A 16,416-nucleotide genomic window follows, 5' to 3' on the forward strand; every position below is an offset into this window, starting at 1 on the left:
ACCTTTGCCCGGAAGCTAGCGCGAAAATTATTACCGGTCAATAGAGAGGCAAACGGCTTTGTCGAAACTGTTACCAATCGGCCTCGCCTGCCGGTGGTACGCCGGATTTGTGCACGCTCACCGTGAGCGGTGGCTACGCCGCAAGGGCATCAGATGACGCCCATGGCGAGCATAGCGTCCGCCACCCGGGTGAAACCGGCGATATTGGCACCGGCGATGTAGTCCCCCGGAGAACCGTATTCTTCAGCGGTCTCGGCGCATCGATCGTGGATGCCGCACATGATCTCGGCCAGGCGGTTCTCCGTGTACTCGAACGTCCACGAGTCTCGCGACGCGTTCTGCTGCATCTCGAGTGCGCTGGTGGCGACGCCCCCGGCGTTGGCCGCCTTGCCGGGCGCGAACCGTACCCCAGCCTCACGGAATACCCTCACGCCGTCCGGTGTGGTGGGCATGTTGGCTCCCTCTCCGACCACCCGGCAGCCGTTCTTGACGAGTGTGGCGGCGTGGGCGCCGCTCAGTTCGTTCTGTGTGGCCGACGGCAGGGCGATGTCGCAGGGAACGTCCCATACGGGTTGATCGGCTACGAACTTCGCGGCGCCGCCGCGGAGGTCTGCATACTCCTCGATCCGGAGACGCCGGGTTTCCTTGATGTCCTTGAGGATCTCGAGGTCGATACCCTTCTCGTCGACCACGTAGCCGGCGGAGTCCGAACAGGCCACGACGGTTCCACCGAGCTGGTGGACCTTCTCGATCGCATAGATCGCCACGTTCCCGGACCCGGAGACCACCACCCGTTTGCCGTCGAACGACTGCCCGTGGGCCTTGAGCATCTCGTTCACGAAGTAGACGGTTCCGTAACCGGTGGCTTCCTTGCGGACCTGGGATCCGCCCCAGGTGAGCCCCTTGCCGGTCAGTACCCCTGATTCATAGCTGTTGGTCATCCGCTTGTACTGGCCGAACAGGTAGCCGATCTCTCGTGCGCCGACGCCGATATCACCCGCGGGCACGTCCAGATACTCGCCGACATGCCGGCCCAGCTCAGTCATCAGCGACTGGCAGAATCGCATGACCTCGGCGTCCGAGCGGCCCTTCGGGTCGAAGTCGGAACCGCCCTTGGCGCCGCCGATGGGCATGCCGGTGAGGGAGTTCTTGAAGATCTGCTCGAAGCTGAGGAACTTGATGGTTCCGAGATAGACGCTGGGGTGGAAACGCAAACCACCCTTGAACGGGCCGAGCGCTGAGTTGAACTGGACGCGGAAGCCACGGTTCAGCTGGATCTGACCGGAATCGTCCACCCATGGCACCCGGAAGATGATCTGCCGCTCCGGCTCGCAGAGCCGGTCGAGCACGGCGGCCTCTACGTATTCCGGGTGCTTGACCACCACCGGCCCCAGGCTGCCCAGCACCTCGCGCACGGCCTGATGGAACTCCTGCTCGCCAGGATTGCGGCTCAAGACCTCTGCGTAGATGCTCTGCAGTTTTTCATCCAGGCCTGACACAGCGGCCACCTCCACGGCTTCTCGGACGCAGCCGCCCGAGTCTCGGCATACTTCTCCTTCGTCCCACGGCATGTGCCGTGGAATCGGCGACTTTGGCGATTTCCTCGAGATTACCTGCCCGCGTATGCGCGGGAACCGCTCGGCCCCGCCTTGCTGCTCGGGCCGCCCGGTGATCCGGTGCCGTGGAGGGAGCGGGAGATTCGTCGTGGACCGGAAATCGTCATGGATTCAGCCGCCGTCGCTGTCGATCCGGCGCTTGGCCATTCGTGTAGAGGGTGAGGACCGGCCAGAGAGACCGGCCCGGTCCGCAACCAGAGACGAAAGGAAGAACGACGTGGCCAGGATCATCGTGACAAACAACGTGACGCTTGACGGTGTGATGCAGGCGCCGGGACGGGCGGATGAAGACCGCCGCGGTGGCTTCGAACACGGGGGATGGGCGCTGCCCTACAACGACGACGTCATGGGCCGGGTGATGGGTGAGAGTATGGCCGGCACCGGATCGCTGCTGCTCGGACGGCGGACCTACCAGGACTTTCACGCCTTCTGGCCGCAACAGACCGGCAACCCGTTCACCGAGGTGCTCAACAAGACGCAGAAGTACGTCGTGTCGACGACGCTCGACGAGCCGCTTCCCTGGGAGAACTCGACGCTGATCCCGGGGGATGTGGTCGCGGCGGTGTCGAAGCTCAAGCAGCAGCCGGGCAAGGACATCGCCGTCCTCGGTAGCGGCGAGCTCATCCAGACACTGGCCCGGCAGGATCTCGTCGACCAGTACACGCTGCTGATCCACCCCGTCCTCCTCGAATCGGGTCGCCGCCTCTTTCCCGACGGCGGCACATTCGCCTCGCTGCGGCTCGCCGATACCGTCACCACCACCACGGGGGTCATGATCGCGACATATCAGCCCGCCCGAACACACCCAGCACACAGCCGGCGGTAACGTCGGCACCTCGAAGGAGGAGCATCACCATGACGCAATACCTTCTCAGCATCTACCAGCCCGACGGTCCGACGCCGCCGCCGGAGTTCCTGGAGCCGATCATGCGCGACCTCCAGGCGGTCAACGCCGAGCTCCAGGCGGCCGGGGCGTGGGTTTTCGCCGCGGGGCTCCATCCGGCCAGCTCCGCCACCGTGCTTCGGGTCAGGGACGACGACGTTCTGGTCACCGACGGGCCCTACACCGAAGGAAAGGAGCACATCGGTGGCTTCACGGTGATCGAGGCGGCGGATCTGGATGCCGCGCTGAAGTGGGGCCGCAAGCTGGCCCGCGCTCTCACCCTCCCGGTGGAGGTCAGGCCGATGATCGACGACGAGGAGCGTACCTTCGCGTGACTCCGGGCACGCCGCGACCGTCCGCTGCGGACATCGAGCACGTCTTCCGCGAGGAGTACGGCCGCGCGGTTGCCGTGCTGGTCCGCGCCTTCGGAGACATCGACGTCGCGGAGGAGGCGGTCCAGGACGCGTTCGCCGCGGCGGTACAACGGTGGCCGGAGGTCGGCCTGCCGTCGAGCCCGGCCGGATGGATCATCACCACGGCCCGCAACAAGGTCATCGATCGGCTACGGCGTGAAGCCTCCCGGGCTGATCGGCACGCCCAGGCGCTGCTGCTGCGCGCTGATGCCGAACCGGTCGAGGAGGGACCTGTGCGTGACGACCGCCTGCGCCTGATCTTCACCTGCTGCCATCCTGCTCTCGCCACCACGGCGCAGGTCGCGCTGACGCTCCGGCTCCTGGGCGGGCTCAGCACGGCGGACATCGCCCGGGCCTTTCTGGTGCCGGAGCCCACCATGGCGCAGCGACTCGTGCGGGCCAAGGGGAAGATCCGCGACGCTGGGATCCCGTACCGGATCCCCGCCGAGGCGGATCTGCCGGAGAGGCTCAGCGCCGTCCTGGCGGTCGTCTATCTGATCTTCAACGAGGGATACGCGGCAAGCTCGGGCGACGAGCTGGTCCGGGAAGACCTCGGTGCGGAGGCGATCCGCCTGGGCCGGGTGCTGGCCGAGCTGATGCCCGACGAGCCGGAGGTCCTCGGTCTGCTCGCGCTCATGCTGCTGATCGAGTCGCGTCGCGGCGCCCGGGTCGGAGCCGATGGCGGGCTTGTACTCCTGGGCGGCCAGGACCGCGCCCAGTGGGATCGTGCGCTGATAGGCGAGGGCCAGGAGCTGGTCCGGCGCTGCCTACGGCGTAACCAGCCGGGCCCGTATCAGATCCAGGCGGCGATCAACGCCGTGCACAGCGATGCGCCGACCGCGGCGGACACGGACTGGCGACAGATTCTGGCCTTGTACGACCAGCTCCTGTCCGTTGCACCGGGCCCGGTGGTGGCCCTCAACCGGGCGGTGGCGGTGGCCGAGGTGGACGGTCCCGGCGCGGCATTGGCTCTGGTGGAGGGGCTGGACCAGCGCGCGGTCCGCGGTTACCACCTGTTCCACGCCATCCGCGCCGATCTGCTCCGCCGACTTGGCCGCGACGACGACGCGATCCAGGCGTACGGCGAGGCGATCACCCGGGCTGGCAACGCCGCCGAGCGTGAGTTCCTGCGCCGCCGCCGTGACGCCCTTCCCCACGATCACGGGGAGGGTGGGGAGGTGGTGCGGCCGGCTGTCCCACGCCCCTTGTCTCGTGGGACAGCCGGCCCCGACTCCGTGTCCTGAGGACCGGGTTCGGTGCCGGGAGTCTAATGCCCGGGCCCGGTGCTCGCCCCCGGATGGGGCGGGTGGGGGTGGCCCCAGTGCACCATGTGCGGCTGTCGCCAGCACTGCTCGGTGGCTGACACCAGCGCGCCGCGCGTCCGGCTGGAGAACGATGGAGACGGCAGCTGCACACGGGGGAGCTCGCCAGCCGGCGGTCTCAATCGTCGCGACCCATCCACCTATGCCGAGTCCCGATGCCCGAGGAGGGCCGTACGGTGCCCCAGCAGACAGCCCGTCCCCCATTCAGGATCCGCCCACCCGTGACAGTCCGGATCGCCCGGTGGAGCGCGACTCATCCGTGGCGCGCCATCGGGGCGTGGTTCACCTTCATGGTCCTGTGTGTGGGCGCGCTGAGCCTGGCTGGGATTCAGCAAGCCAGCGATGTCGAACTCGGCGTGGGGGAGGCCGGCCGTGCGGACCAGATCGTCGCCGGCAGCGATCTGGAGCCGTCGATCACCGAGAATGTTCTGATCACCGCCGAATCGGGGTTGCTCGATCCTGCGACGGCTCGGGCGGCCGCCGCAGACGTCGCGGCGCGGATGTCGGCGCTGCCCGACGTGGCCGGCGTCGACGAGGCGATCCCCTCCGGGGACGGCGAGTCCGTGCTGGTTCCGGTCACCGTCGCTGGTGACGCCGAGACCGCTGACGAGCGGGTCGGTGCGTTGCTCGGTGTCACCGAATCGATCGACGAGCAGTACCCGGACCTGACGATCGAACAGGCCGGCGAGGCGTCGATCTCGGAGGCGTTCTTCGAACTGCTGGAAGAAGACCTGGGCACCATCGCCATGCTCAGTGTCCCCGTGACGCTGATCGTGCTGCTCCTGGCCTTCGGTGCGATTCTGGCCGCGGGTGTGCCGGTACTGCTGGGCATCTCCTCGGTGGCATCGGCGATCGGCCTCTACGCGCTGGCCTCTTACGCGATCCCGGACGGCGGCACGGTGACGCATCTGATGCTCCTGATCGGGCTTGCCGTCGGTGTCGACTACTCGTTGTTCTACCTGCGCAGGGAACGGGAGGAGCGCGCCAGGGGACGGGGCACCGTCGAGGCGATCGAGATCGCCGCCGCCACGTCCGGGCACTCCGTAGTGGTGTCCGGCCTTGCCGTGGCCGTCTCGATGGCCGGGCTCTACCTGTCCGCCGACGTCAACTTCTCTTCCATGGCCACCGGCGCGATTCTCGTGGTCGCGGTGGCCGTCGCCGGATCGCTCACCGTTCTGCCTGCCCTGCTCGCCAAGCTGGGCCATCGGATCGACCGGCCCCGGGTGCCGGTCCTGTGGCGGCTCACCAATCAGTCGCGGCCGGCGCGGTTCTGGCCTGCCGTGCTGCGGCCCGCGCTGCGGTATCCGGCGGCGACGCTCGTGGTCGCGGTGCTGGGCCTGCTCGCCGTCGCCGCGCCGGCCACGGACATGAAGCTCAGCGACCCGTCGGAGGAGAACTTTTCGCGCAGCCTGCCGGTCATGCAGACCTACGATCGGCTGGTCGAGGCGTTTCCCAGCTCCGGTACGTCACACATGGTGGCGGTCGAGGCCCGGGAGGGTGACGAGAACGTTCTGCGCTCGGCGCTGGCCGGTCTCGCGGCGCTGACAGCTCAGGACAGCCGCTTCGCTCACGATCAGGCCCCGGTGGTGCAGGTGTCCGGTGACGGTCGGGTGGCGACGATGACGGTCGGTGTTCCATACCCGGCGGAATCCGCGGAGGCCGAAGCGTCGCTGGACGTCTTGCGCGGGGATTTCGCGCCACGCGCACTGGACGGGCTCGACGCCGAGTACGCCGTCGGCGGAGAGGTGGCGTCGACCGTCGACTACACGGACAACCTGGCCTCGAAGCTGCCGTGGATCATCGCGTTCGTCCTGGCGCTGGCGTTCATCATGATGACAGTCACCTTCCGGTCGGTGGTGATCGGCCTGACGACGGTGGCGGTGAACCTCCTGTCCACGGTGGCCGCGTTCGGAGTGCTGGCCGTCGTGTTCCAGAACACGTGGGCCGAAGGGCTGCTCGGCTTCACCTCGACCGGTTCCGTGGTGGTCTGGATCCCGCTCTTCCTGTTCGTGATCCTCTTCGGCCTGTCGATGGACTATCACGTGTTCGTGGTCAGCCGGATCCGCGAAGCCGTAGACCGAGGGCTGTCCACCAAGGACGCCGTTCGAAACGGGATCACCGGTTCGGCCGGGGTCATCACCAGCGCGGCGGTGGTCATGGTGGCCATCTTCGGCCTGTTCGCGGCGATGCGCGTCGTGGAGATGAAGCAGATGGGTGTGGGCCTCGCGGTGGCGGTGCTCATCGACGCGGTGATCATCCGGGCCGTGGTGCTGCCGTCGCTGATGGTCCTGCTCGGCCGGGCCAACTGGTGGGCGCCTCGGTTCCTGCGGGGCCGGGTGCCGGTCTTTCCTGCGAATGAGGACCGTCAGCTGAAACCTGTGTCCTGACGGAGTCGGTACAACGGAGGAATGAGCCTGGTGTCGCGGAGGAGTGAATCCGTTGTTGTCATCGTGACATCAATGTCACTCCTCCGCCGCAGTAACGTCACTCCGCCAGATTCGAGTGTCGATAGCGCGGCGTTGCCCCAGCGAGCTCCGCCCGGCGCATGGCGTCGCGGTATATCGGCCCCTCTCGGATCGGGAGGAGGCCGATCACCGCGCGCAGACTCCGCGCGCTCAGACCCGCGACGATATCGGTGGTGGGGAGGCCGGGCGCCTTGTACAGGCGTCGAGCCCACGGGGGCAACAGCCCGAAGGCGGTGCCGGCAACGGCGAGCCAGGGGGGCCGTCCCACCGTCCAGCCGATCTTGCGTGGCATCGGCGGGAAGAGGAGGAAGCGGGCGACGTCGCGGGCCGCGGGTGTCAGCGCGAGTTCGGGGCGGACGCCGCGGTAGTAGTTCGCTACACCGGCGGCGGACGCGGGCACGATCGCGGGATCGAGACCGACCAGCTCGGCGGCTCGCAACTGTTCCGAGTAGTAGCCGTCCACCTCGTCATCGGTCAGCCGCACGCCGGCTCGCCGAGCTGTGCTGAGGAACGATTCCACCTCGGTGACGTGCACCCAGCGCAGCAGACCCGGCTCGTCGACCCGATACTCCTCGCCGGTCTCGGGATCCCGGGCGCGGAGCCGGTCATGAATCCTCTGGACACGCTGCCCCGCTTTCCTGGCGTCCTCGGTCGTCCCGTAGACCACCGTGGTGACGTACTCGGCGGTGCGGAACAGCCGCGCCCACGAGTCGCGCCGGAAATCCGTGTTCTGAACGACGCCGCCTACGGCGCGCGGGTGCAGGGCCTGCAGGTAGAGGGCCCGTATTCCGGCCACCCACAGGATCGGTTCGGCATGCACCCGCCAGCTGACGCTCTCCGGCCCGAACAGCCCGAGGTCCGCCTCGGCTTCCGTCATAGCTCCAGCGTACGTCGCACGTGTCCCTCGCTCCCGATCCTGTGGAGGACGTGACAGGGTGGGGGAGGAGCAGCGGGAGCGCCGGAGTCGCGGTGAAGGGACGGGGCCACCATGGGCCGAGCAGTGGTGTTCGACGAGTACGGCGATGCTGAGGTGCTGCGGGTCGTCGACGCCGATCCGCCGGTACCCGGACCCGGAAAGGTGCGGATCCGGGTCCGCGCAGCTGGCCTGCAGCCGTTCGACGTCAAGCTCCGGCGCGGCGACACAGCCGACTGGGCCCCGGCGAGATTTCCGCAAGGCGGTGGGTCCGAGGCAGCGGGTGTGGTCGACGCTCTTGGCGACGGAGTCACAAGATTCGCCGCGGGCGACGAGATCCTGGGCGGGACCACCGGGCCGGCACATGCCGAATACGCGCTCGCGAAGGTGGACGACCTTATCGTCAAGCCGGCCAACATGCCCTGGGACGAAGCGGGAGCGCTGTCGGCATCCGGGCAGACCGCCCATGCCGCCCTGACCGCTTTGGGGGTGCGGGCAGGGGAGACGGTGCTGATTCACGCTGCCGCGGGCGGAGTCGGATCGATGGCCGTGCAACTCGTACGGGCGTGGGGCGGCGTCGTCGTCGGAACCGCGAGCGAGCGCAACCACGCCTACCTGCGTGAGCTGGGAGCTGTCCCGGTCACGTACGGAGACGGGCTCGTGCAGCGGGTCCGCCAGGCGGCCCCCGGCGGGGTGGACGCCGTCCTCGACGCGGTGGGCACCCGCGAAGTGCTGGACGCCTCCGTCGAACTGGTTCCGGACCGGAACCGGATCGGCACCATCGCCGGTCAGGAGTTCGCGGGTGACCTGGGCATCCGTTCGCTCGGCCTGGAACGCTCCGCCGGCCGGCTGGCCGAGCTGGTCAGCCTGTACGACGACGGGCGGCTGCGGGTCCACGTGCATGCGACCTACCCGCTTGAGGACGCCGCTGCGGCGCACCGCGAGGTCGAAAGCGGGCACGTGCGCGGCAAGATCGTGCTTACCGTGTCATAGGGAAGTATGGGGGTAGCCAGGCGTGACGCCGGAATCGTCTGCCGTCTCCCTGCTTCGGGCGACGAGGATCCATGCCGTGACTACCGACATTGTCCGGGTGATTGCCCGGACAATGTCGGTTCACTGCCCGACAAGGCGTCGCACACGTTGACCCTCAACCTGGTTGAGATGGCAAGGTGCGATCCATGGACGACGAGCGGCTGGACGACGAGCAGGTGGACCACGATCTGCGCGGCATCGGGCAGATGGCCCGAGCGAGCGGGCTGAGCGTCAGCGCTCTGCGTTTCTACGACCGTGCCGGCGTCCTGGTGTCCGCCGTCACTGACCCCGGTTCCGGGTATCGCCGCTACGCGCCCGATCAGGTACACGCCGCTCGGCTGGTGGCCGGGTTTGGCGCTGGCAGCCGGGCTTCGGCATCCGGCCCGCGCCGGCGGTGGCCGCGGCCCTGGTGACCGGCTTCGGCACCGGGCTGTTCACCACCCATGTGGTGCCCATGGTGCTCGGCAATGCCCCGCGCACGCACCCTTGCCCGCGTCCAGGCCGTCGTCCTCATCGCCCAGTCGGCCCCCTTGCTGCTCACCAACAACGGGCCCGGCCTGCTCGCTGATGCGACTCGAGCCGATCTGGTGATCGGCGTCTGCGCGGGCAGCCTGATCATGTGCACGCTGGTGGCGCTGTCCTCTCCGGCACTGCGCGGGCATCGGACCCGGTGAGCCTGGCCTTCCGGTGCTGCTGGGGTCACCGCCTCAGCAGCCGCCGCCACAGTGACCGAGTGCGGCGCCGTCCGGGCTCGGCTCCCGTGACCACCGGGTGCCCGGCCGCTGCCCACGCCTTGGTCCCGCCCCGCAGCGAGAACGACGTCCGGCCGGTCCGCGCCAGCGCGGTGGCGCCGCGGAGCGATCGGATGCCCGTCGAACACACAGTGACCACCTGGCCGCGGGGGAGCTCCCCCTCGCGGACCGCCAGCTCGCGCAGCGGGATGTTCACAGCTCCGGCGACGTGGCCGGCGGCGAACTCCTCAGGCGAACGGACGTCGACGATGAGGTCACCGGCCATCCACATGGCGTAGGCGGTGGGGACGTCGATCTCTTCGCTCACGGTGCCGTCGTGCCCTCCGTTTGTCTACCGACATTGTCCGGGTGATCACCCGGACGATGTCGGTTCGCTTGGCTTGGTGCCGGCTGCCGGATCCGTCCTTGCCGCTGCGCCCTGGTTCACCCCTGGATTGGACGCAGCCGCAGCACGTCATCGGTGAGGTCGGCGATGCGCAGGACGGCGTCGGTTCCGCCGTCGGGGCCGAGCAGCCGGAGGGTATCTTCGCTGTCGCCGCTCCAAGTCTGCTCGTCCGAGGCCACCGGCGCGTCCACCGGGCCGAGCGCCCAGCGGACGAAGGTGCCGTCCGGGCGGAACTCGATGCCGTCGCGGCTCCGGGCTGGCGGCAGTGGGTACTCGGCCGGCCGGTAGACACGGATGTCCTCGGTGTCCTCCTCCTGCATGTGGACCCAGCGGCGGAAGAGTCCGGGCGGCAAAACAGGCATGCTTCCAGTGTGCACGCTTGCGGGACAGCGAGCCCGGGAATCAGCGAGCCCGGCGGGTCAGCCGGCTTGGCTCAGTGAGCCAGGGATCCGTGAGCCAGGGTCTGCCAGTCCGCGGTCCACGCTCTGCCGGCGATCAGGGGATATGGCCCAGCGGCCAGCGCTCACCGGTGCCGCTGTCGATCAGCGCCGCCCGGTCGGCTCGGACCTTCAACGGCACGACGTCGTTGACCGCCGCCGCGATCTTCGGCAGCGCGGCGAGCTGAACCCGCGGCGCGAGAGTGCAATGCGGTATCCAGGCACCGGGAAGGTAGTTGTGGTGCAGTTGCGCACCCGTAGCCACCAAGGCCTCCGCAATCCTTGCCTGCCTGGCCACGACGTTCGCGTCCATGGCGGGGATCAGCCAGGTCCGGCCTCTGGGGAACGTGCCGACACCGTCGAAGGACAGCTCCACCGGCCCGCCGTCGGGTACCTGCTCGACGGCCGACCGGACGTCGTCCAGACACCATTCCCGCAGCACGGCATAGGAGAGATGCGGGACGTGGCGGCCATGGGTGTGGGAGCGCAACGTGGGAACGCCGCCTTCCTCCAACCGGTCCCAGAGCCGGCGCACGGCTCGCTCGGATCGGGCGTCGAAGAGCAGGCACACCGCCAGAGCCACGACTCCACACTAGTGTCCGGCGGAAGCCTGGCCGGCGGTCGACGCGGTTCCCGTCGCCGCGGTGCCGGCTGACGGGCTTCCGGCTGGTGCGGTGAGCAATGCCGCACGAGGGCCGGACAAGGCGGCGTTCATCCGCTCCACCTGCCCGGCCGTGAACATCGCCATGCAGGCGTCGTCGGTGTAGTCCATGAAATTCATGAACATATCGCCGTGCGGACCGTTGGCGCAGCTGACGGTGGGATAGGTGGGGCGGCCCTGGTTCGGGCCGCCCTGGTTGGGGGTGTCGTCGACGAAATCGCTGCCGTGGCAGCCTTCGCCGTCGTCGCCCCAGATGTGGCGCAGGTTGAGCCAGTGGCCTACCTCGTGCGTGGTGGTGCGACCGCCGTCGAACGGAGTGATCGCGGTGCCGGTGGTGCCGAAGGCGGTATGGGTGATCACCACGCCGTCCGTGGTGGGCGGGCCGCTGGGAAACTGCGCGTAGCCCAGCACGCCGCCGGCCAGCTGGCAGACCCAGATGTTCAGGTAATGCTCGGCCGGCCAGGCGTCGGAGCCGCCGGTGGCTCCCGCCTTGACCGAGTCGTCGGTGCCGAAGGCAGGCACGGACGTAGGTACCCGGATGATGCCGCTGGTCGGCTCGCCGTCCGGATCCTCCTCCGCCAGGAAGAACTCCACACGCGCGTCGCCGACGAGACCGCGCCACACCTCCGGAATGAGGGCGATGTCCGGCGTCTCCCCGCGGAAATCCCGGTTCAGCACCTCGATCTGGCCGGCCACCTGCTCGTCGCCGACGTCGTCGGGCGACTCCCGCACCACATGGACGACCACGGGGATCCGGGCGACCTCCTGCCGCGCCGCCTCGGGACGCCGGAAGGTGAAGTTCTCCAGCTCGGCGCACCGGCCCGCGTATCCCGGCGCGGAGTCCAGCAGCCGGCGGTGCACCGGCATGGTCGCGCATCGCTGCGGGGTCGCGACGTAGGGCAGCTCAGTCACACTCCGACGTTATCGCCGGCTTCGGGGGAAGATCACGTCAACGGTGAACAGAGGGCAGAAACAGCAGGCTCCACGCCAGCGTGAGGGCGGTCGATCCGACCCACATGGCGGGGTTGGATGCCGCCGGGCTCGTCACCCGGACACCGCGTGGGACGAAATGTCCCATATGCCCGGACGGCGCCTGCGGACCGCTGTTCTCGGATTGACGATCAGGAACTCACCTGGTCAAGTAGCCGTTGGGGGAGATGTCAGGGTGTGGGCGGAGCTACGGGGACTCGGATGACCATGCGTGAACAGGCGGAGACGGGACAGCCACGCTCGGGCGCGAGGGTGCGGGGCACGCCACCACGGCGCAGCGTGCCCGCGATGATCGCGGGCGGGTTCGGGGAACTGCTGCTGACCGCTGGTGCGCTCGTCCTCCTCTTCGTGGTCTACCTTCTGTGGGGAACCGGCCTGCAGACGGCGGCTGCGCAGGACGACCTTCGCGGCCAGCTCGATCTTGGCGGTTCAGCGAGCTCGTCGCAGGACGGCTCGTCGCCGGACGAGTCGGACAGCTCATCGGACAGGTCGCTGGATGAGCTGGCTCTCGGTGACGCGTACGGCATCATCCGGATCCCCCGCTTCGGTGACGACTGGGAATGGGTGATCGTCCAGGGAGTCGAGGACGATGATCTGCGCAATGGCCCCGGGCACTATCCGGACAGTGCCAATCCGGGGGAGCTGGGAAACTTCGCCGTCGCGGCGCATCGGTCCGGTCATGGCGAGCCGTTCGCCCCGTTCCCGCGATTGCACGTGGGTGACATCGTGGAGATCGAGACCGTCGACGGCACCTTCGTCTACAAGCTCGACGACGCCCCCGACGGCGACTCCGACGGGAATCGCATCTCGATCAGCGACAGCTGGGTGGTGGACCCGGTCCCGGGCCAGCCGCGGGATGCCGAGCCGGTGGAGAAGCGGATTACCCTGACTACGTGCTGGCCGCGGTTCGGCTCGTCCCACCGCATGTACGCGACCGGAGTTCTGATCGAGGAGGAACAGCGTTAGATGTATGCCTGGGTGTGGCGCCACCTGCCCGGACCGTGGCCGGTCCGGCTGGTCATCTTCCTGATCCTACTCGCAGCGATCGTGTACGCGCTGTTCATCTGGGTCTTTCCCTGGGTTGAGGAGACTCTGGAGATCAGCGAGGTCACCGTCGGCTGACGCCGGCCTACCGCCTGCGCTCGCGTCCCGCGACCCATCTGCTCCTGGTGGGCGGACCGGGTCTTCTCATGCTGCCCGGGAACCGGCAGGGTAGGAGTGCCCGGAGCGGACGGACGACGTGTCCCGGCCGCGCGGGCGGAGTGCCCGGACCGTGAGGAGCAGGCCATGACGTGGAAACGGCAGAGTCGAATGGGAGCCGTCGCCGTGACGGCGACGGTGCTGGCAGCGGGGCTTCTCGGGCCCGCGCACGCCGGAGACGCAGACCCGCAGGGGCGCGGTGGGCCGAAGGAGCCACCGAAGACGCCGGTGGCCGTCGGGATTGGCGGCGCCGTCTCCACGGTGGACGCGGATGCCACCGCCGCGGGCCTGCGGATGTTGCGCCGTGGCGGCACCGCCGTGGACGCCGCGGTCGCCGCCGCGGCCGCGCTGGGCGTGACCGAGCCGTTCTCAGCCGGCATCGGCGGCGGCGGGTTCTTCGTCTACTACGACGCCGCGTCTGGCACGGTCTCCACGCTCGACGGCCGGGAGACGGCGCCGGCTACGGCGGGAGCGGATCTCCTGCTCGACCCGGAGGCCGGCGAACCCCTGCCCTTCCAGGAGGCGCGGGTCAGCGGCCTGTCCATCGGCACGCCCGGCACGCTTCAGACGTGGGACGACGCGCTCGACCGCTGGGGCAGGTTCTCCCTGCGGACCACCCTGCAGCCGGCGATCCGCCTGGCCAGGAGTGGGTTCGTCGTCGATGAGACCTTCCATTCCCAGGTAGAGGACAATGCGGATATCTTCGCCGACTTCCCGGCATCCGCCGAGCTGTTCCTGCCGGATGGAGCACCGCCCGAGGTCGGCACAAAGCTGCGTAATCGGGACCTGGCCGACACATACAAGCTGATCGCCAAGCACGGCACCGACGTCTTCTACTCCGGTGAGATCGCGGAGGAGATCGCCGCGACGGTCCAGGCACCTCCGGTGGCCGACGATGCGGAGCGCGTCGTCCGTTCCGGCGAGCTCAGTGTCGACGACCTTGCCGGCTACCGGGTGATCGAGCGCGAGCCGACGCTCGTCGAGTACGACGGTCTGGAGGTCTACGGCATGGGCCCGCCGTCGTCGGGCGGATCCACCGTGGGAGAGGCGCTCAACATCCTGGAGAACTTCGAGCTCGACTCCGGCGACGAGGCCTCTGCCCTGCACGTGTACCTGGAGGCCAGCGCGCTGGCGTTCGCGGATCGCAACCGTTACGTCGGCGACCCCGACGTGATCGACGTGCCACTCGCCGAGCTGCTCTCCCAGGGGTTCGCCGACGAGCGGGCGTGTGAGATCGACCCGGATCAGGCGGCACCGAAGCCGGTGGCGCCGGGCAGCCCGGACGGAGACTACGCCCCGTGCGGTGAGTCCGCCGATGCTGCCGGGGCTGTCCCGGGTGGCGGCTCGACCACCCATCTGACCACAGCCGACCGGTGGGGCAACGTCGTGTCCTACACGCTGACCATCGAGCAGACCGGCGGCAGCGGGATCACCGTCCCCGGCCGTGGGTTCCTGCTGAACAACGAGCTGACCGACTTCAACGCCGTGCCCACCCAGGGCGATGCGCCGGATCCGAACCTGCCCGGCCCGGGCAAGCGGCCGCGCTCGTCGATGTCTCCCACCATCGTGCTCGATGAGGGGGAGCCCTTCCTTGCACTGGGCAGTCCCGGCGGCGCCACCATCATCACCACGGTCCTGCAGACGCTGCTCAACCGGATCGATCTCGGTATGGATCTTCCGGACGCGGTGGCGGCGCCGCGGCTGTCGCAGCGCAACGGCGCGGTCACCAACGCCGAGCCGGCGGCACTCGGGACGCCGGTGGCTGCCGAGCTGGAGGAGCTGGGTCACGTGTTCAGCGAGACTGCCGAGATCGGCGCGGTGACCGGCATCGAGTTCCTGCCCCGTGGGCGGATGATGGCGGTCGCGGAGCCGGAGCGGCGTGGCGGAGGCAGCGCGGGAGTGCTGGTCCCGGTCAGGCGCTGACGCGGCAGGAGACGCGGATGGCGACCTGACCCTTGGGCGGGACCCGGTAGGTGTCCCGCCAGATCTCGGGGTCGGTGTGCCAGGACGCGTCTCCGGCCGGAGCTCCCCGCACCTCCAGCACCTGGAACGGGTTGCCCAAGAGATGCACCGGCCGCTGCACGTCGTCGTCGTTGATCACGAGCCAGTCCTCGACGGTGCCGAGGCTGTCGCGTGCCCACCTGTCCAGGGTGACCTCGCGGCCGTCCGCGAGATATCGGCAACCGGAGCCGTCGTGCCCGTTCTGGTCTCCGGCGACGCGCACGGTGCGTTGCTTGACGACCGGCCCCGTGGGAATGGGTAGCGTGTCGACCAGCTGCCTCGGCAGCCGGCTGAAGATGGGGCGCCCGTCGACCACCATCGACGCCAGCTCCGCGGCCGGGACCGCAACGCTGCGAGCGTCGTGCTGGTAACCCTGCGCAAAGACCCGGTAGGTGCCTGGCTTGGTCGCTCGCACCAGCAGCTCGGCCCGGTTTCCCGGCATGAGCATGACGCCCTGGACCGGTCGCGCGCGGGTGAACGGGATGCCGTCCTGGCCGATGTGGTGGAGCGTGTGCCCCTCGGCATGCAGCCAGACGCAGCGTTCGGGATGGGCGTTCAGCACTCGCCAGCGCTGGATCTCGCCGGGCCGGATGTCGATCTCCGGCTGCCGCTGGCCGTTCACCCGGAGAAGCGGGACGGCAGCTCCGTGACGTCCGGGCCCGTGCCCGTCGATCACCAGCACCCGGTCACGGGCCGCCGCGATGGCAGGCACCCGGTCGATGTCGCCCTCGACGACGACCGGCCCAACGAGGCGGCCGCACGAGCGGCGGGCACGTTCGCCGAGCGGGTAGTACCAGTGCAGGCCGGACGGCTGGTCGGCTGGGACGTCGTAGTCGTACTGGTGGCTGCTGCCGGGCGGCACCCGGACGAACACGTTGTCGCTCACGCCGCTGGCCGAGACGTGCGGCCCGGTGACCGGCACGTCGGCGGAATCGGTGCCGTTGTGGATCCGGATGGTGATCCGGTCACCCGCTCGTACCCGGAGCAACTCTCCCGGGCCCGCGTGTCCGTATCCTGCCAGGCCAGGCTTCGATGCCGCCGCGACGTCCTCGGGGGTGACGCGCACCGAGTGGTACAGCTTCCGTTCGTGACTGCGGATCTGCTCCAGATCACGCAACGGCCGGCCCGCGGAAAGCGCCGGATGCGGGCTGCCGGGCTGCCGCTGTGCCGGGACGGCGGTGTCGTTCCCCATGGTGGGCCGCGCGGCAAGGTCGCCTGGTTCGGCGGGCTGTGGCCTGCGGGTGCCCGGGTAGCGTGCAACCGTCATCGTGGCGTTCTCCGTCCCGAATGCGTGTAATGTCATGGATGTCATAAAGTCAAGAGCAGAGTCATGTTCTCGGGACGGA

At 69.0% G+C, this 16,416-nt stretch carries 16 protein-coding genes and 1 pseudogene; 10 read left to right on the forward strand and 7 right to left on the reverse strand.

Annotation, left to right across the window (positions count from 1 at the left end):
• Window positions 1–149: 149 nt before the first annotated feature.
• Window positions 150–1,499, reverse strand: a complete 1,350-nt coding sequence (gene gdhA, locus G1H11_RS20375; RefSeq protein WP_163820450.1) for an NADP-specific glutamate dehydrogenase — start codon at window positions 1,497–1,499, stop codon at window positions 150–152.
• A gap of 334 nt (window positions 1,500–1,833) precedes the next feature.
• Between gdhA and G1H11_RS20380 the strand changes: the two genes are divergently transcribed.
• From G1H11_RS20380 to G1H11_RS20395, 4 genes are all read left to right on the forward strand, one after another.
• Window positions 1,834–2,442, forward strand: a complete 609-nt coding sequence (locus G1H11_RS20380) for a dihydrofolate reductase family protein (RefSeq protein ID WP_163820451.1) — start codon at window positions 1,834–1,836, stop codon at window positions 2,440–2,442.
• Window positions 2,443–2,471: 29 nt separating this feature from the next.
• Window positions 2,472–2,834, forward strand: a complete 363-nt coding sequence (locus G1H11_RS20385) for a YciI family protein (protein ID WP_163820452.1) — start codon at window positions 2,472–2,474, stop codon at window positions 2,832–2,834.
• Window positions 2,831–4,156 carry a sigma-70 family RNA polymerase sigma factor gene (locus G1H11_RS20390; RefSeq protein ID WP_163820453.1) on the forward strand — a complete coding sequence of 442 codons (1,326 nt, stop codon included), beginning with the start codon at window positions 2,831–2,833 and terminating at the stop codon, window positions 4,154–4,156. Before G1H11_RS20385 ends, G1H11_RS20390 begins: the two co-directional genes overlap by 4 nt.
• A gap of 299 nt (window positions 4,157–4,455) precedes the next feature.
• Window positions 4,456–6,621, forward strand: coding sequence for an MMPL family transporter (locus G1H11_RS20395; protein ID WP_216843971.1), 2,166 nt, complete (start codon window positions 4,456–4,458; stop codon window positions 6,619–6,621).
• Between the two features lie 97 nt (window positions 6,622–6,718).
• Here G1H11_RS20395 and G1H11_RS20400 read toward each other — a convergent pair whose 3' ends face one another.
• Window positions 6,719–7,576: an oxygenase MpaB family protein gene (locus G1H11_RS20400; RefSeq protein WP_163820455.1), complete on the reverse strand. Its 858-nt coding sequence runs from the start codon at window positions 7,574–7,576 to the stop codon at window positions 6,719–6,721.
• 111 nt (window positions 7,577–7,687) lie between these two features.
• On the opposite strand from G1H11_RS20400, the gene G1H11_RS20405 reads away from it, so the two are divergent.
• The 3 genes and pseudogenes from G1H11_RS20405 (at window position 7,688) to G1H11_RS20415 (ending at window position 9,318) form a co-directional block, all read left to right on the forward strand.
• Window positions 7,688–8,605: an NADP-dependent oxidoreductase gene (locus G1H11_RS20405; protein WP_163820456.1), complete on the forward strand. Its 918-nt coding sequence runs from the start codon at window positions 7,688–7,690 to the stop codon at window positions 8,603–8,605.
• A 227-nt stretch (window positions 8,606–8,832) separates the two neighbouring features.
• Window positions 8,833–8,994 (forward strand): annotated as a pseudogene (locus G1H11_RS27230) (MerR family DNA-binding transcriptional regulator); the annotation flags it as partial.
• A gap of 117 nt (window positions 8,995–9,111) precedes the next feature.
• Window positions 9,112–9,318: a hypothetical protein gene (locus tag G1H11_RS20415; RefSeq protein ID WP_163820457.1), complete on the forward strand. Its 207-nt coding sequence runs from the start codon at window positions 9,112–9,114 to the stop codon at window positions 9,316–9,318.
• A gap of 25 nt (window positions 9,319–9,343) precedes the next feature.
• Here G1H11_RS20415 and G1H11_RS20420 read toward each other — a convergent pair whose 3' ends face one another.
• The 4 genes from G1H11_RS20420 to G1H11_RS20435 form a co-directional block, all read right to left on the reverse strand.
• Window positions 9,344–9,703 (reverse strand): rhodanese-like domain-containing protein, encoded by a 360-nt coding sequence (locus tag G1H11_RS20420; RefSeq protein ID WP_216843973.1) that lies wholly within the window; start codon window positions 9,701–9,703, stop codon window positions 9,344–9,346.
• A gap of 116 nt (window positions 9,704–9,819) precedes the next feature.
• The gene (locus G1H11_RS20425; protein WP_163820458.1) at window positions 9,820–10,143 is read right to left on the reverse strand and encodes a hypothetical protein; all 324 of its coding nucleotides are present in this window, start codon (window positions 10,141–10,143) and stop codon (window positions 9,820–9,822) included.
• Window positions 10,144–10,276: 133 nt separating this feature from the next.
• A complete protein-coding gene (locus G1H11_RS20430; RefSeq protein ID WP_163820459.1) occupies window positions 10,277–10,801 on the reverse strand; it encodes a 2'-5' RNA ligase family protein in 525 nt (174 codons plus the stop codon).
• Between the two features lie 9 nt (window positions 10,802–10,810).
• A complete protein-coding gene (locus G1H11_RS20435) occupies window positions 10,811–11,791 on the reverse strand; it encodes a zinc metalloprotease (RefSeq protein ID WP_216843974.1) in 981 nt (326 codons plus the stop codon).
• 279 nt (window positions 11,792–12,070) lie between these two features.
• Here G1H11_RS20435 and G1H11_RS20440 point away from each other — a divergent pair, with 279 nt between their 5' ends.
• The 3 genes from G1H11_RS20440 to ggt all read left to right on the forward strand — a co-directional run bounded on the left by G1H11_RS20440 (window position 12,071) and on the right by ggt (window position 14,992).
• On the forward strand, window positions 12,071–12,835 hold the full coding sequence (locus G1H11_RS20440; protein WP_163820460.1) for a class E sortase: 765 nt from the start codon (window positions 12,071–12,073) through the stop codon (window positions 12,833–12,835).
• Window positions 12,836–12,991, forward strand: a complete 156-nt coding sequence (locus G1H11_RS25035; RefSeq protein ID WP_174257841.1) for a hypothetical protein — start codon at window positions 12,836–12,838, stop codon at window positions 12,989–12,991.
• Window positions 12,992–13,156: 165 nt separating this feature from the next.
• Complete coding sequence (gene ggt, locus G1H11_RS20445) at window positions 13,157–14,992, forward strand: gamma-glutamyltransferase (RefSeq protein WP_216843975.1); 1,836 nt, start codon at window positions 13,157–13,159, stop codon at window positions 14,990–14,992.
• Here the strand turns inward: ggt and G1H11_RS20450 are convergent.
• Window positions 14,982–16,337, reverse strand: a complete 1,356-nt coding sequence (locus G1H11_RS20450; RefSeq protein WP_163820461.1) for a multicopper oxidase family protein — start codon at window positions 16,335–16,337, stop codon at window positions 14,982–14,984. The two genes, ggt and G1H11_RS20450, sit on opposite strands and share 11 nt — an antisense overlap.
• Window positions 16,338–16,416 lie beyond the last annotated feature (79 nt).

The sequence above is a fragment of the Phytoactinopolyspora alkaliphila genome (assembly GCF_010550695.1).
In the GTDB taxonomy this organism is placed as follows: domain Bacteria; phylum Actinomycetota; class Actinomycetes; order Jiangellales; family Jiangellaceae; genus Phytoactinopolyspora; species Phytoactinopolyspora alkaliphila.